Origin of the sequence: Mucilaginibacter kameinonensis, from assembly GCF_003675385.1 — a bacterium.
Lineage (GTDB): Bacteria > Bacteroidota > Bacteroidia > Sphingobacteriales > Sphingobacteriaceae > Mucilaginibacter > Mucilaginibacter kameinonensis.
Genome location: NZ_RCWZ01000005.1, coordinates 686603 through 701670, shown reverse-complemented (window position 1 = coordinate 701670; position 15068 = coordinate 686603). Strand labels below are relative to the sequence as shown.

9 protein-coding genes are annotated in these 15068 nt (G+C 42.2%); 2 read left to right on the top strand and 7 right to left on the bottom strand.

Translation table 11 applies throughout. The annotated features are described in order from the left end of the window. Positions 1–4 precede the first annotated feature (4 nt). Positions 5–2092: a hypothetical protein gene (locus EAH55_RS25895; protein ID WP_121812204.1), complete on the bottom strand. Its 2088-nt coding sequence runs from the start codon at positions 2090–2092 to the stop codon at positions 5–7. A 91-nt stretch (positions 2093–2183) separates the two neighbouring features. Beyond that, entirely contained in the window at positions 2184–4781 is a 2598-nt protein-coding gene (locus tag EAH55_RS25890; RefSeq protein ID WP_121812203.1) for a bifunctional YncE family protein/alkaline phosphatase family protein, read from the bottom strand. Between the two features lie 429 nt (positions 4782–5210). Between EAH55_RS25890 and EAH55_RS25885 the strand changes: the two genes are divergently transcribed. Further along, positions 5211–5819, top strand: a complete 609-nt coding sequence (locus EAH55_RS25885; protein ID WP_121812202.1) for a DUF4202 domain-containing protein — start codon at positions 5211–5213, stop codon at positions 5817–5819. A 74-nt stretch (positions 5820–5893) separates the two neighbouring features. On the opposite strand, the gene EAH55_RS25880 is transcribed toward EAH55_RS25885, so the two are convergent. The 4 genes from EAH55_RS25880 to EAH55_RS25860 all read right to left on the bottom strand — a co-directional run bounded on the left by EAH55_RS25880 (position 5894) and on the right by EAH55_RS25860 (position 12645). Continuing rightward, positions 5894–8299: an outer membrane beta-barrel protein gene (locus EAH55_RS25880; protein WP_121812201.1), complete on the bottom strand. Its 2406-nt coding sequence runs from the start codon at positions 8297–8299 to the stop codon at positions 5894–5896. Positions 8300–8594: 295 nt separating this feature from the next. Next, entirely contained in the window at positions 8595–10496 is a 1902-nt protein-coding gene (locus EAH55_RS25870) for a hypothetical protein (RefSeq protein ID WP_121812199.1), read from the bottom strand. A gap of 609 nt (positions 10497–11105) precedes the next feature. Then, entirely contained in the window at positions 11106–11696 is a 591-nt protein-coding gene (locus EAH55_RS25865; RefSeq protein ID WP_162997051.1) for a hypothetical protein, read from the bottom strand. Positions 11697–12192: 496 nt separating this feature from the next. Continuing rightward, on the bottom strand, positions 12193–12645 hold the full coding sequence (locus EAH55_RS25860) for a hypothetical protein (RefSeq protein WP_121812197.1): 453 nt from the start codon (positions 12643–12645) through the stop codon (positions 12193–12195). Between the two features lie 359 nt (positions 12646–13004). Here EAH55_RS25860 and EAH55_RS25855 point away from each other — a divergent pair, with 359 nt between their 5' ends. Further along, a complete protein-coding gene (locus EAH55_RS25855; protein WP_244228364.1) occupies positions 13005–13697 on the top strand; it encodes a Crp/Fnr family transcriptional regulator in 693 nt (230 codons plus the stop codon). Between the two features lie 176 nt (positions 13698–13873). Here the strand turns inward: EAH55_RS25855 and EAH55_RS25850 are convergent, their stop codons facing one another. Beyond that, complete coding sequence (locus tag EAH55_RS25850) at positions 13874–14890, bottom strand: VOC family protein (protein WP_121812196.1); 1017 nt, start codon at positions 14888–14890, stop codon at positions 13874–13876. Positions 14891–15068: the final 178 nt, after the last annotated feature.

Here is a 15068-nt window from a genome sequence, read left to right as displayed (position 1 = left end):
TATTCTAATTAATACTTATAAGTCCGCAGCCTCTTTTCACAGGTACATTTAAGTTCAAGGTTTGGGCATATGTTACGTTTTTGAGCAGCTTCCATTTAGTTTCGCCGAGGTATAACACTTTTATTTGAAGCTTTCTCTTGTTTAACTCAGCAAACGGCAGCCTGAGCATAACTGGTACTTTGCTTGTACTGCCGCCGAACACTACCGGTATAATCACTTTGCCATTTGCTTTAAAAGCGTTAGCCTTTGCCGGTCCGTTAATTACTTGTACTATATGCGGGACAAGAAGCCACTCGCGCCCTTTTATTGCTGATAGCAGGGGGCCATAATCTAAGTAATATTTTTCGGCCCATGCATCGGGTTCTATGCAATGATCATTGCCTGGATATGGGGCTGTAAGGAAAGCGCCGAGGTATAAATGACGCTGAAAATAGGCATCGGGGTCGGGCATCAGGTTTTCTTTTGACGCGGTCCAGGCTATGATCGGTTTAAAAAATGCCATTTGCGCGCAGAGGTTTAAGCTGGATGCCATGTAACCAAACTCATCGTAAACGCCGTCGATATGTGCCATTAGATCTATGCGCCGGTCAAGCGGATTACAAAAAATAACTTTATGCGCGTTATGCATGACCCGGCTTAAGGGATCCATCAAATTTTTCCAGGATATTAACAACGATTGTGTTTTTTGGCGGTCTATCATGCTGATATGGTCGTCGCCATTGGCGTTATAAAACCGCATCCAGTCGAGCCTGTCAATACATATGCCCGACGAGGCAGGAATGTTTTTTATATGCAACGAAGCCTGGTTTAGTAAAAAAGACTTATATGCTGAATCAGCCGGATCGAGTACTATACAATCCTCCCAGTTTGAAAATATCGGTCGGTCGTCCCAATCGGGTAGCAAACCTGCCGGCTTCAAAAAAGCCCGTTTTAGCTTGGTATAAACAAAGTTATTTGGGCTTTTCCAAAGCGAATCACCAGCAACAGCCGCGGTTTTATAAGGGTAAACTATGCCATTGCCAAATTCATTTACATTGAAATAGCTAATGGTGTGGAAGCCGAGTTGATTTAAGTGCTCCGAGTATTTGTTCAGCCGGTTTATAGTGGTATAGCCATCATCCACCTGCACGCCTCTCTGTTTGTATTTTACCCATTTTTCGTCTTTGCTTTTAACCGGGGGGATAAACATACCCATGTAAGGAAAATCAAGCGAGGCCTTCCAATTTAAACTAAAGGCCATTTTATGATATTTAGCGGTGTCTAATTCGCCTTCGTATGATGAATATGCAGCACAGCCGGCAATGTTATTTACTATTGGCTCCTCGGGTAAAAAATAAGCTTTATAGGTTTTTGCCATCCAGGCTATACCATCGCGCCAATCGGCTTCGTGCAAAACAATTTGATGACGGATGTGAATGCTGTGTTTTGAATTTATCCGATGGTTAATATGACGGTAAGCTATTTTTCCATCGGCGGTGGTACGCATTTCCAGATCAAGGATGGTATCATCCAGAGATTGGAGGAAACTTAACCCAATGTTATCCTGATTAAAAAAAGTGCTGGCAATAGGTATCACAAAAGCATTAGGCGAAAGGTGTGTTTGGCCGCCATATGTTAATGCCAGGTCCTGAAAATGCGCGGATGTAAATGGATCATGCCAGGTATTTGTTTCGGGATCGGTGTGATTATCTGCCCAGGTGGTCCAAAACAACGCCGAATCTTGCCGCATCCATTGTAATGAAGTTTCGATAGGGGCTGTCCAGCTATCAGTGTCTTTCGCGGTGATCTCAATATCCCATTGTAAGCCGTAGGTTGTCCTTTTTACCGTGCTGATTAAATCACAGCTGTTTTTAAAGTTTTCAATGTGCTTTCTGACAACCATTCCTGTACTATCTGAAGACAGTAATTGGGCAGGGCTTTGATTGGTAGAGGGTATAACAGCATCCAGTATAAAACCTTTTTCGCCATTGGGGCTTTTAAAACTACTTTTTATCTGACCGTTTTCAAACCTTAACTGTACGGGAGAGATCTGACTGTAAACTACCGCCGGAAAGAAAAATATAAACAGCAATAACAAAATTTTAGGAGGCATAGTATCTATCTAAAACTAAAATGTCAAGATAAGATATTTTAACAATGCAGCCTTTATAACAGCGCAATCTTTGAAATATTTGCCTCGATACTTAATCGTCGTCGTCCTTAAATTGAGGATCAGCTTTCAATCCCAATGCTTTTAAGCCTTTTCCGTGTGCCCCGAAATAGGCCTTTGGAAAAGGTATATCACCGTGAATGGTTGACCATAAATATTCACTGAACAGCAAGGCATCCTTATCATTAAGGTCTGGTTTAGAAAAATCCAGCTTTTGTGTTAAAGGGGCCAGCTTTATCATGGTTTTACTGGTCATCTTTTTCTTTGGCGGGTTCATTTCATTTACGGCAATAGCAGGTGTTAATGAAGCATAGCCCTGATAATCCGGGTTGGCCTTGAAACAGTCGGTCATTAAAGGTGCCATTGCTACCAGCTGGTTCATGGGCTGCACGCCAAAGATCTGACAAATGGTATGGAGTACCGATGCCTGGTTATAAAATTTACTGACGATAGTATTGCGCTTAACATAAGGGCCGGCTATAAAACAAACCGACCTATGCCCATCCACATGATCGGTGCCACTTTGCGGGTCATCTTCATTAATAAATATGGCCATATCTTTCCAAAAAGAACTTTTTGAAAGGGCCTCAATTACCCTGCCGGTTGCCAGGTCATTATCGGCTACGTAGGCACGGGGAGTAGGCAGGTTTTCGGCGTAGCCACTGGTATGATCGTTTGATAAATAAATAATGGTAAAGTCAGGAAAACTGCCTTTAGCCTCATATTCCTGTAGCGCTTTGATGAAAACATCCGTTCTTATCCCTTCCGGAATGGTTAAATTCCAGCCGGGGAACCTTAAATCGCTGTATTTTTCAAGGCTTTTTACCTGGTATCCGCATTTGTAAAAGATAGAATCACTTTTGTTTTTCCAGCCGTTATACAAATCTGTCCAGGTTTTACCGTTTGTTACTTCAGCAAAATCCAGCTCTCCAAAATTGCGGAATGAAATGCCTTTGCGCAGCAAATGATCCCAGATAAAACCGCAGCCGGCGTAACACAGCGGGTCGGTGCCAAAATCATAGGCACAATGGCCAGCCGAAAAATCTTTTTCATGGTAAGGTGTCGAAATGCCCTGAGTTGCCCATTGATGCCCATCGCTTGAGTTAATGCCATTGCAATAATAATTATCCAATAAAACAAACTGGTCGGCAAGGCTGTGCGCGTTTGGCGTTACCTGTTTTGAATATTCAACAAGTTTAGGGTCGCAATTCCCTTTCCCAAAATCACCCAATTCCTGATCGAATTTTTTATTTTCCCTGATGATGTAAACAACATGTTTTATGGAAGAAGGCTCTCCAACGTTTGATGGAACAGGCTGGGGCTTTGCGTTTAAATTCGCCTCGGCCTGTGCCCTTAACATTTCTATAAAATGGAACCCTTTTTCTGCGTCTGCTGTGTATTTAGCTAACTGTTCTTTATTGGTGGGCAGTACAGCCTTTTGTAGTGAACCCTGTTTAAGCGGAGTTACATTTCCGATGAATAAATGATCTTCTGTAGCGCAAACTGCCCCCGGAAAGCCGCCTGCCGCAACAAAACCGTAAGGGCCTTTTTGCGGTTGTTTGGGGTTGATAAGCGCGATTGAGTTGTTACCCGCGTTAGCTGCGTATAAGACCTTACCGTCCGGACTGAACGATAATCCAGTCGTCAGGCTTCCGTATGGAAGCGCGGGATCTGGTTTGGTACTGATTGTTTGCACAACTTTAAAGGTTTTCGCATCTACTACGCTTATGCCGTCGCCGCTTTCATCACTTACGTAAAGCAAATTTCCATCGGGCGACAAAACCATCGATTCGGGATGTATGCGGGTAGCGATTTCGTGAACTACTTTTCTTGATTGAATATCAATTACAGAAACAGAGCCGCGCAGGGCTATAGAATAATCATCCACAGCTACCTTTGTACCTGCAGATTCCTCCGTTCTGTCCCCTTTTTTAGCATTTGGGCCACCGAAATTGCTGACGAACGCAAATCTTTTGTCCTTACTTACAACAATTGCGTAAGGGCAAACGCCAACCGGTATTTTGTTTAATATTTTGCCTTTGTCCATGTCCACAACTGCCACCTGGTTAGGGATAGCAAGCGCTATATAGGCGATATTGCTGCCAACCAACCCAATACCTAAAGGTGTTGTTGGCTTTTTATCAATTGAAAGATCAATCTCTTTAGTAAGTTTAAATACACCCGACGGGCGAATTTTTCCTATATACAAGTTTCTTTGCGCGCCGGTAAAATATACCGTAGAGTCGTTGCTGCCAATGGCAAGCCCATACATCGAGCCCGATTCGCCTTTTTCATACTCGAACTGGTTAACAACCTTAAAACTGTCGGCACTAATAACGGTTAATCCTTTATTGCTTTTTGAAACCAGAAACTTTTTTTGACGAGCCAATTCAATGTTCAATATCCGGGTACCTTTGGGTAAATCCAGGGTTTGCCCGGCTGGATTAAACAATTGACTGTTCACAAACATCCTGTCACCTGCTGATAATTTATTCCAGGAGGTATCAACCGGAGCTTTTACATCTTTTCGTTTTTGAGGTGCTTTTGCTGACTGGGCGTATGAATTTTGAGGTCCCAAAAATGTAAAGCTAAGGAGAGGGGCAATAATGAAGACTATAGTTGATATTCTCATGGTTGGATATGCCGATGTTACGAATCAGGTAAATAACAAATCTTGAATATGGTTTAACAATTATAAAAAAAGTTTATTAATGCTAAATATTATAATCGTTAATTAAGTATGAATTGTTTATTCATTTAACATCAGCATTGATTTAAGTAATGTTTTATAACTGATTGATAATGAAATTGAAATGTTATTGGTGGTGATTGTAAAAAAAGCGTTCTTGCAAACTTAACAAGTAGACCATCGTGCGGAAGAAGGTTATTTGGAGGTTTCTGTTGTCAAAAATCAAAAATGATTCTGACAGTTATTATATTTATCTTGTTGACTACACAACCGGAAGTCGGTAATGAACGATTCGCCCAGGGCCTTAATCACAGTGTTTTTTACTGTTGTTTGCGCCTTATGCTGCCATTTACTATTAAAATTTGATAAAACATGAAACTCCAGGAGGAAGCCTTTAAATTATTTGACGAATACAATTTACGCGATCCTCGTTCTATCACCTGGAAAAACGCGATATATCCACAGGAGTACGCATATTCACTGATGCTTAACGAGAGGATATTATCTTTACAGCCGGCTTCAAGCGAAGAACTTTTGCTTGCGTCGCGCAGTCAGCATATCGGTCGCTGGGAAATCTCACGGGAGAGTTATCCCGAAGGGCGGGAAAATTATTTAAAATGGCGGAAAGACCTTGCGCAGCATCATGCATCCGTTTCTGGCCGCCTGATGAAGCAAGCTGGATATGCTGAAGCTAAGATCGCCCGTGTTCAGGAGATTATTTTAAAAAAGAAGATTAAGCAGGATGCAGAAGTGCAGATTATGGAAAATGCGCTGTGCCTTATTTTTCTTGAGCATCAATATGAGGACATACGCATGAAATACATAGATGATCCCGAAAAAATGATCAATATCCTTTATAAGTCATTGCTAAAAATGGATGCACATGGTCATTCGGAGGCCCTGTTAATTAAATTTACTGATGAAGGACTTACACTGGTACAGAAAGCCATTGAACGAATTAAGCAACCGAAGTCAGCTTAATTTGGGTTGCCCCCCGACAGATGAACTGAATGCCAGCGGTGCAGGCCCGTATTAGCCTGCAGTATTTTCCTTTGTTAGCCGTTCCCTACACGTTGCATTTCATCGGCAGCACCGTTATCGCGCTTAACCGTTTTGTAGGTTTTGCCAAAGCGGTAGGTAAACGCGAGCACCACCACACGGCTATCGCGCTTAATCTTAAAATACTCGGTAGCGTTGGGGAACTGTGTTAAGCCTTCCATGGCGTTGGTATAAAATATATCACGCATACTCAACTTCAGGGTAGCTTTCTTTTTTAGTACCGACATGCCCAGCCCCGCCGAAAGCTGCCCGGTAGGGTAGAGCCGTTCCTGCACATCGTTGCGGGCACGGGTGGTATAAAAGCCCGACACCTCGCCTGTAAAACGTTTACCCATAGTGAACTGGTTGCTGGTGTTGAGGTTAAGCTGGTTAATATCTGATGTGTAATGATTGCCGTTAAAACCGCTCAGTTTTTTGTAATTGTACAAGGCCTGTGCGGTAAGTGTCCACCAGCCGGTGGGTGATGCCGTAATAGCTTCAGATACCCCGATAATATAAGTTCGCCCTACATTTCCTTGCGTATAAAGCAAAATACCTGCAAGGGTAGGATCGCTCAAAAAGATCTGTGAAAAGTAATTGTTGATATTACTGTAAGATACTGTGGTGGTGAGCAGGTTTTTATATTGATGGCTCAGCTCCAGGTTCCAGCTGTATTGCGGCAAAATGTATGGGTTGCCGGTTTGATAAGTGTACTTATTGATGATAAAATAAAATGGGTTGAGCGTTTGGTAAACCGGGCGATCAATACGGCGGCTTACCGTTAAAGTAAAGTTATTGGCAGTGTCGGCCTGGTAGCTGAAATAGCCGCTGGGGAAAAAATTGCCGTAGTTGCGCGAAAAGGCCGAATCTTTTTGAAGCAGATTGCCCAGCTGATGGGCATGATAATCGGTATGCTCGTAACGCAAACCCACCTGGTAAGAAATGGCCTTATGCTTGCTTTCCCATTGCGTGTAGGCCGCGTGAATGTTCTCGCTGTAAAGGAAATGGTTGCTACGGGTCAGGTCGTCTGTCCATTGGCCTGCATTGAGGTTTTGGTAACCGGCGGAGTTATCGGTACTGCTGTGTGCCGATTTCCAGCCCATTTGCCATTGCCCATCGTTTTCTGTTTTGTGAGTATAGTCGGCCTTACCCGAGAGGATGGTGATGCCGGTGGGGATGTTGGCGCGCGTTGATTCATTATAACCGCCGGTGGTTTGCAGGCGGTTATTAAAATTCTGTTCGCTGGTAATGTCGTAATGCAGCCAGTCGGCATCGGCGCTGATGTCCTGGGTTTTGCTGATGGCGTGGCGAAGGCTCAGACTTACCTGCCCGTTTTTAAACTTGCTGTTATTGGCGTTATCGGTAGCAATGACTGAATCTGCCGTGCCGCCCGGGTTAAGCCAGCGTGCCGAAGCTGTATTGTTACCCTTGCGGTGGATGATGGTTCCGCCAAGCACAATGCCGATTGTAGTTTTGGGTGAAACGTCATAATCCAGCCCTGTTTTTACAGTATTATTGAGCAGCGTGCCGGTGAAGTGCGAAGGCTGATCCAATGTTGAAGTGATTGCCCCGCCGGCGCCCGTGTATTTGCGCAGCGCGTACAGGTTGGTAAGGTATTTCTGATCGCTGATATTGTAATTAAAGAAAGTGCTGACGCGCCCGTCGCGATAGTTTAGCGTTAGTGTATTATTGGTTTTGAAGTAAACACCCTGGGCTACCGTGCCCGTAACGGATCCGTTAAAGCCCTTTTGCCGGTTCTTTTTGGTTTTAATGTTGATGATCCCCGCATTGCCGCTGGCATCATACCTGGCGGTAGGGTTGGCAATCAACTCAATTTGTGATACCTGGCCTGAGCTCATACTGCTGAGCAGGTTGTTCAGATCAGCGCCGGAGAGATAGGTTGGCTTGCCATCTATCATCACCAGCACCCCCGGCTTACCTTGCAAAGAGATGCCACCATTACGGTCGACCATTACACCCGGCGATTTCTCCAGTACCTCCAGTACCGTAGCCCCAACGTTGGTTACGGAAGCTTCCACATTAACAATCACCTTTCCCTGTTTCACTTCCACCGGCGGCGTTTTGGCGGTGATGCTCACCTCTTTCAGTACAGTACTAATGGCTTGCATACGGATGGTATCCTGCTTTATATACTCTGCAATACTGTAACTGCGGGTGGTTTGGGGTTGATAGCCGGTATAAGTTACCGTGAAACTAAATGCCCCCTGCGGAATGCTCTGAAACACGGCCTCGCCTTGGGCATTACTTATGATTACATTAACCTTCCGGTTAGCCTGGATCAGTTTAACGGTTGCACCATCAGCAGGCTGGGCATTTTCTTTAACAACTATCAGTGTAAACTGCTGTGCAAAGCCACCCATGGGTAATAAGGCCAGTAGAAAAAGTAAAAGTGTACGGGTCATTCAGTCAATCCTAATAATTCCGTAAGATAATCAGGCTGAGGTAGATGTTTGCAATTTAAGGTGTGAAAATATGGGTGAAAATCACTTTTTTGGTTGGGGGGACTTGCGGGGATTGCTGAATGGTATGATAGTGAGTAATTGGGGATATTTTAAGGAGATGAATAAATCTATTCATCTCCTTAATACAGTTATTGTCGTCGAACGTCGATCAAAGACCTGGGCTCGGACATTCGTCCCTACATCTTACCAGATACATTTTAAAATCGCGGGGTAGTTGCTACAAGATATAGACAGATTACTTTGTAGCTTTGAAAATATCTACTATGTACCCCACCTGAACTTGGTTGTAACTGAATTGCGGATGGTGCAGCTCATTACTATTTCGCCAGCGAAAGAACAGTTTGGAATCGTCATTGGTTCGCAAAAATCCGCTGAATTCTAAAACAGCAAGTCTGCTGCTTGCATCCGGCGACAGGACAACATCCGTATTTTTTACACCGAGCCAGTTGTTTCCGTAAGTTATTTTGAATCCATATCTCGAATCCGGCGAAAATTCGATACTGACATTGGCGTTAAAGATCCTGCTATAGATCGTGCGCTGGTCAGCGGTGCCGATTTTTGTGGCAACGCCATCGACAATTTTCAAAGAGTCAGACACGCTTGTGAGAATAATGCCATAGCCCGAGTTTAAACTCATACTTGTTGCGAAATCGGGGATGCTGTATTTGATAATATTGCTGTAAACGCTTACTCCGCTTGATTGGTAACGCAATAGTTCTATCGGTCGTACCCCGAACATTTTTACGTTTTTTGCCAGCTGTTCTTTGTTCAGTTCATCGCTCGTAAGCTGCAGGTATTTATGGTTGTCGTCAATTTTGTTCAATGTACCAAGAAGGTCAGACCCGGACACGAATGCAAAGTTGGTTTTGCCCACCTGTTTATGGTAAGTTACGATATTGGCATGAAGGCTGGCTTCGAACTGGATCAGGCCGTTTGGTTTATCACCCCCCATTCCGTTAAAATCGGTGAATGCTTTTACTGTTAAAATTTTTGATCGCAGTTGTTTTTTTAGCTCTACAGAGGTTTGCAGAGAGGAAAGGCGATATACTTTATCTTCCGGACTGTAATCTTCTTTTTGGGTTTCCAGGAAAAGAACGTACCTGATCACTTCATTCAGCCTGAAATATATATCATCATCCTTAGGATTTGTCCTTCCCTTGAAAGCTGCATGAATTTGCTTCGGATTTATGGCAAATATGCGGTTTTTGAAGAACTGAGTTGAGGCGAATTTTCCGGATATGCTGATGGGGATTGTATTCTGAAAAAAGAACTTTTGCTGCGGATCGTCTACTTTCGAAAACTGTGCATAAATGTTCTTGATTGTTCCTGATTCAAATTCAAATTGAATATCATCTATATTCATCACAATTGGGGGTCTTTTGGATGTTTCCTCATCTTCGGTGTAGACGTTAACCTGCTTTGATAGTAATTGCAGGTAAGCTGTAAGGGGTTGATCATCCTTGAATTTGATCCGGGCCTGGATTTCAACAAATTTATCAGTGGCAAGCCTGTTTACCACATCGGCATCTATTTTTAATGCAGCAACGTCGACAAACTTTGCCAGCTGGTTTTTGAAAGCCAGTTTAAATGTCTCAATATCCATATTAGTCACCAGTTGCGGTTTTTGGTCTGAACTGGCCTGCTCGGTAAGCGTCTTTACATCACTGACCGTCTTGATCATGGCTGCCAGCTTATTTGTCTTTGCCGTATCCGTACTGGAACCTAAATTTGTAGCAATAGTTTTCAGGGGCGCAAGGATAGAGTCCAGGTGATTAGTTGATGCCTTGAACATCTTAACGCCCGATTCCAGGAAATAACTTACTGAATCAATGTGTTTATCGTATACAGCCGTGTCAATTTTCAACGAATCGGCGTTTGCTTTGAGAAATTCTTTCAAGCCATTCAGTTTAGTCTCTGCTGACTTGATGGTATCAGTATTGATACCCTCGATTTGCTCAATCTGGAAGGAAGCCGACCCGTTTGTGGTTTGTTTATAGGTGTAATTGTAAACATTGTTTTGAAATACAAACGACCCGAGTACATTATATTGATTATTAGCCTGTGCTTTTGCTTTATTGGGTATACAAAACAGGCAAAGAAATAGTAATGCGCTGATCAGCGCGATTGAATGTTTCATATTGGATAAGTTAAGTTGGTCAGAAAAGAGATAAAAAAGGGGTATGAACGCACCTTGCTCTTGGGCTTTTCCGGGTTTGTGGGCAACCCGGAAACCAAAAAGACCGAGCCCGGTATTGATCTTTATTGGCTTTGGTTTAGCATCAGATCCTCAACTGCATAATAATTTTACTACCGATATACGCAGATATTTTTGTTTTTCTGTCGATCCAGTGTGTAATAATTCGAAATAAGTAGTTTTTCTTCAAGTGATTGGGGGTATGGTTTTTTTAAAAATAACCATAATGATCTGAAAAACAGTATTTTATTTTTATTTAATTGTGATATTAAAAAAGTTATTTATTCGTAAATTATATTTCGGTTGTGGATAGAAAAGCGACTCTCTATTCAGCCCTGATTGGTTATATATGCTTTCTCCAATGACTGGCCTGTCAACGTGTTATTTATGTAAAAGCCTTTTTTCGATAAAGGCTTTTGTAAGCCCTAACCGGCAAGAGTATTCGGCGCTGAATGTTATAAACCAAGTATTCGAGACTTTTTAGCTATACAAGTCACATGTATATCAAAATCGTATCAACCCCAAATTAAAAGCCGCTGCATCTAACCCAATTCACTTTGCCCCAATTCCACTGATAATCCCCTCAATCTGATTCAGCTGTTCTTTGCTCAACTGTTTCAGGTTTTCCTGGCTTAATATGGTGTTGTTTATTTGGATGTAGTTGTTTTGTTCGGTTATGACTGTGCCGGGTTGTTGTTTATTTAACGCGCCAACCATTTCAAAATAAAGCCGGGCGGCTTTGACGTCGCCGTTGCAGGCCAGCTTACAAACGCCGGCCAGTATTTTAGGCGACATAAATTTAAATTGTTCCACTTCTGCAAGGTATTGCGGGTGTGTTTTATAGCCTGTAAGGTGTTTGGCAACAGTTTGCCGGCTCAGGCCGGTTTCCCGCGCTATTACAAATTTAGGGGGCATGGAGCCATATTGGCCAATCAGCTTTGCAATGGCCTGGCCAATTACAAAGTGGTTATGTTCCCAGATCTGTTCATTTGTACTTGCCGGAATGATCTGTGCTATTTTATTTATAAAGTTGTCCCGTTCTTCGCCTGTTAACTGCTGCAGCATTTCGGTACTAATTTCGGCAAGGTAATCGCGTTCGGCATCGTTAAAATCTTCAATATCTGATGTGGTGATTTTTTGCAACCCCAATACACGGTTAATCTTCTCTTTTGAAGGCGTTAATTTGATAAGGCATTTTCAGTTTCCATTAGGTGTGGTTATCTTTTAGATAAAGATCGGGAATTTATAATTAATATACTAATATTTTTAGCAAAATCAAGGAGTATTAATCTTTTTTTTATGGTGTTGATTTTTAGGAAGTTATATGTTTTGTTCGTTTTTTAATGAAATAGCTGGCGTAACCCCGGTCGTGTTTTATTTGTCTGATTATTAATTGTTTATAAGGTTATTTCTTCAATTGTGTTAACCCTGTTAACCCCATCGGCTGTTATCTGATCCGTCTAAGCAGGGGCTGTCTAAATTATAGCACATGGCTTAAATATGCGTAAAAAAAAGCCCTCAGATTTTATTTGAGGGCTTTTAATTGACTGGAGGCGAGGGGAGGTCTATGGGGCAGCTAATTTTATTGCTTTTGTTTGTTAGTGGGCGGGATATCCGGAAAACACTAATCTCAAAACGTTTAGTTTGACCTGGTAAACACCTTATACAAATAGCTCAAAGTAAAGCCAAACAAAAGGTTAGCAAGAAAAAAGTAGAAAACACCAGATATGGGAAGTGCCCTTAAGCCAAACAATCCCTGATTTAATAAAGGCAAAACAATGATGCCGTTGATAACCCATGGAAATAGCGAAAATAATAGCCCCTTGATAAATGTAGACAGAGGTAGCCTGCCAAAGAAGGCAGGGTAAATAACAACCATAACTGCCCCGGTTGCAAAATGAAACAGGATCCAAAACCAATCTGTTTTAATAAAAGGTACGCTGCTAAAGGAACCAGTTAGCATTCTCAATGCTAACTTTAACAAGCCACCGCTTTCGGCTTTAATACCGAAAGCTTTAGCAAGCTTAAGCATTATTGTGTTTAAGGTAATCGCTGTAAATCCGGCCATTACCAGGGCTTTGTTAGGTTTCATGTTTGATTGTTCTTAAATATTAAAAGCGTTTGGTGCATTCACGGCAATATGCTGTAAATGCTTTGCTATGCATGTTTTGCCCACAACGTTATGGTGAATAACTTCGTGGGATCTGAAGTGCAAAATAGTAAGGCTTCATCACCATCCCATTGATTTACACTAAAAAACGCTGTTGACATTTGTCAATGCTTCGCCGTTTCGGCCCCGTACTTTGTTACCGGTATTTTGGTTGTTGTGATTTCGGGGATTTTCGACATTTCGGTATGTTTTTGATTGCGATATTTTTAAGTGGCTGATTTTAAGAAGTGTAGATATTGGGCTTTTTTTTGGCATAGCCTGTACAATCAAACAGACATCGTATGTACGCTAACAATATTCCAAGCCAAAACACTTCAGAAACGGGTTCCAATGTTGTCGAGAATGTTAACTACCGCATGCCCAGGGAGTCCGCTGTACGAACACTTGCCGGGCCGGCCCATTGGGCGTTATTCAAATATATTACAGGAATGTCGGGCATGTCGCTTACCGATCAGCAAAAAACATTGATCGTGGAATCAGTAAAACTTAAAAAACTGAGAAAGCGCCAGTATTTTTTGCAGGAGGGTGATTTTTGTAAACACATCGGTTTTATCATTAAGGGATCAACCCGCATGTTTTCCATTAACGAACGCGGACAGGAATCCATTGTCGCCTTCGGATTAGAAAATAACTGGATAACCGATCAGGCAAGTTTCAATCAAAATGAATGCTCAGTATATCATATTGAAATGATGGAAGATACAGAACTGCTGATGCTCAACCGATCGCAAATTGAGCTATTGATGGGAGCTGTACCCGCATTCGCTCAAATGTTTTCTGAGTATCAAAAACAACAACTGATCTATAATCAAAAAAGGATTAATGCCGCGCTCAGTATGACCGCAGAAGAGCGGTATTATGATCTGCTCAAATCCGAGCCACAATACTCAAGGCGGTTTTCACAAAATATGCTTGCCTGTTACCTGGGCGTTAAACCGGAAACAATAAGCCGGATCCGAAAAAATAACCTTTAACTGCCGCTGCCTGTATGAGTAATTGTGCCGTGTAATGTAGTTGCATTATAAATAGCATATGATAGTAAAGGACCTCAGAGCTATGCTCCGAGGTCTTTCATTTAATAAAAGGGTATCAATTTAAAAACTGGACAACATTTTCGATTACCCTTTCATAACGTTATCCAACCGAATAATTACTTAATGCTTTTTGCAGGAAGATGATCCAGGAATGCGCTCAGTGATTTTATTTTGCCGTTTTCAACAATGATCAAATCCATTCCGGAAATTAGCGCTGGTTTGACAGCGGGGCCGAAGTTCCAGTATAACCGCACAATATTATGGTTTGCGCTGATCTTAGCTAAACTGAATTTGAAACCTTTATTTGTGGTAAGCAGGTGCTCGATAAAATTGTTCATTCCCTTGTATCCCACAGATGTCTGATCCGCGTCAAAGAAAGCTATATCAGCGGTATACGTAGTTTGCATTTCTTTAAGACGGGTAGTTTGGTCATGATCATTCCAAACCTGGAGGTGTTGTTTGGCCAGTTGGCTAAGCTGTGCCGGACTAATTGTTTCTGTTGTTAGCGCTACTGTTGATACATTGTCCTTAGGCGACCACAACCTTACTTGAGGGTTGTTTTTTTCATAACCTTTACCGTGAGGATAACTGTTCAGTTCGATGGTTGCTCCCCAGGGTGTTTCAAAGTAAACCCATTTTTCGCCTTCTGTATCGCCGGCTCCCGAATTAATATCGGATACGAATTTAATACCTTTTGATTCAAGGAAACTTTTTGTCGCATTGATATCACTGGTATACAGTGAAAAGTGTGTAGCGCTCAAATCGTCCCTGTATGGTTGTTGCTGACTGCCTGCATTGGGGTTATAAGTAAACAATTCAATGTTTGAGCCATCGCCGGCACGCATCATCACCAATTCTACCTGGTTGGCGTTTTCATGTATGTGGAATTTGCTTTTCCAGTTCGCATCCATAGGGAAGGGGCCTAATTTTGTAACTGGGGTAAAGCCGAACATATCATGAAAAAATTTGATGGCCTGATCCATGTCCGGCACATTGATGCCTACGTGATCGATGCCAATAATTCCCGGGGCTTGTGCTTTTGCTTTGTTCAAAGCAAGGGAAGATATAAAGGATACAGTTATTAAAGCTACCCTTACTACATATGATAGCCTGGTATGATTAGATGTTTTCATTATTTAATTTTTATGAAGGATTATATATTTTGATTCTCGGACGCTGTCTAAAAAGCGTCATTGTGAGTAAGTAGAAGCCGGGGTGTCTGAAGGTGGTATGACAAGCGGGCTAAGACTTACGAAGTTTTTAAAACTTCGTAAGTCTGGATCTACAACTTGTAATGGACAGGAATAAGCA

Excerpts from the sequence above, each read along its gene's own strand:
- EAH55_RS25895 (WP_121812204.1), bottom strand. The coding sequence starts at position 2,092 with ATGCCTCCTAAAATTTTGTTATTGCTGTTTATATTTTTCTTTCCGGCG.
- EAH55_RS25890 (WP_121812203.1), bottom strand. The coding sequence starts at position 4,781 with ATGAGAATATCAACTATAGTCTTCATTATTGCCCCTCTCCTTAGCTTT.
- EAH55_RS25885 (WP_121812202.1), top strand. The coding sequence starts at position 5,211 with ATGAAACTCCAGGAGGAAGCCTTTAAATTATTTGACGAATACAATTTA.
- EAH55_RS25880 (WP_121812201.1), bottom strand. The coding sequence starts at position 8,299 with ATGACCCGTACACTTTTACTTTTTCTACTGGCCTTATTACCCATGGGT.
- EAH55_RS25870 (WP_121812199.1), bottom strand. The coding sequence starts at position 10,496 with ATGAAACATTCAATCGCGCTGATCAGCGCATTACTATTTCTTTGCCTG.
- EAH55_RS25860 (WP_121812197.1), bottom strand. The coding sequence starts at position 12,645 with ATGAAACCTAACAAAGCCCTGGTAATGGCCGGATTTACAGCGATTACC.
- EAH55_RS25855 (WP_244228364.1), top strand. The coding sequence starts at position 13,005 with ATGTACGCTAACAATATTCCAAGCCAAAACACTTCAGAAACGGGTTCC.
- EAH55_RS25850 (WP_121812196.1), bottom strand. The coding sequence starts at position 14,890 with ATGAAAACATCTAATCATACCAGGCTATCATATGTAGTAAGGGTAGCT.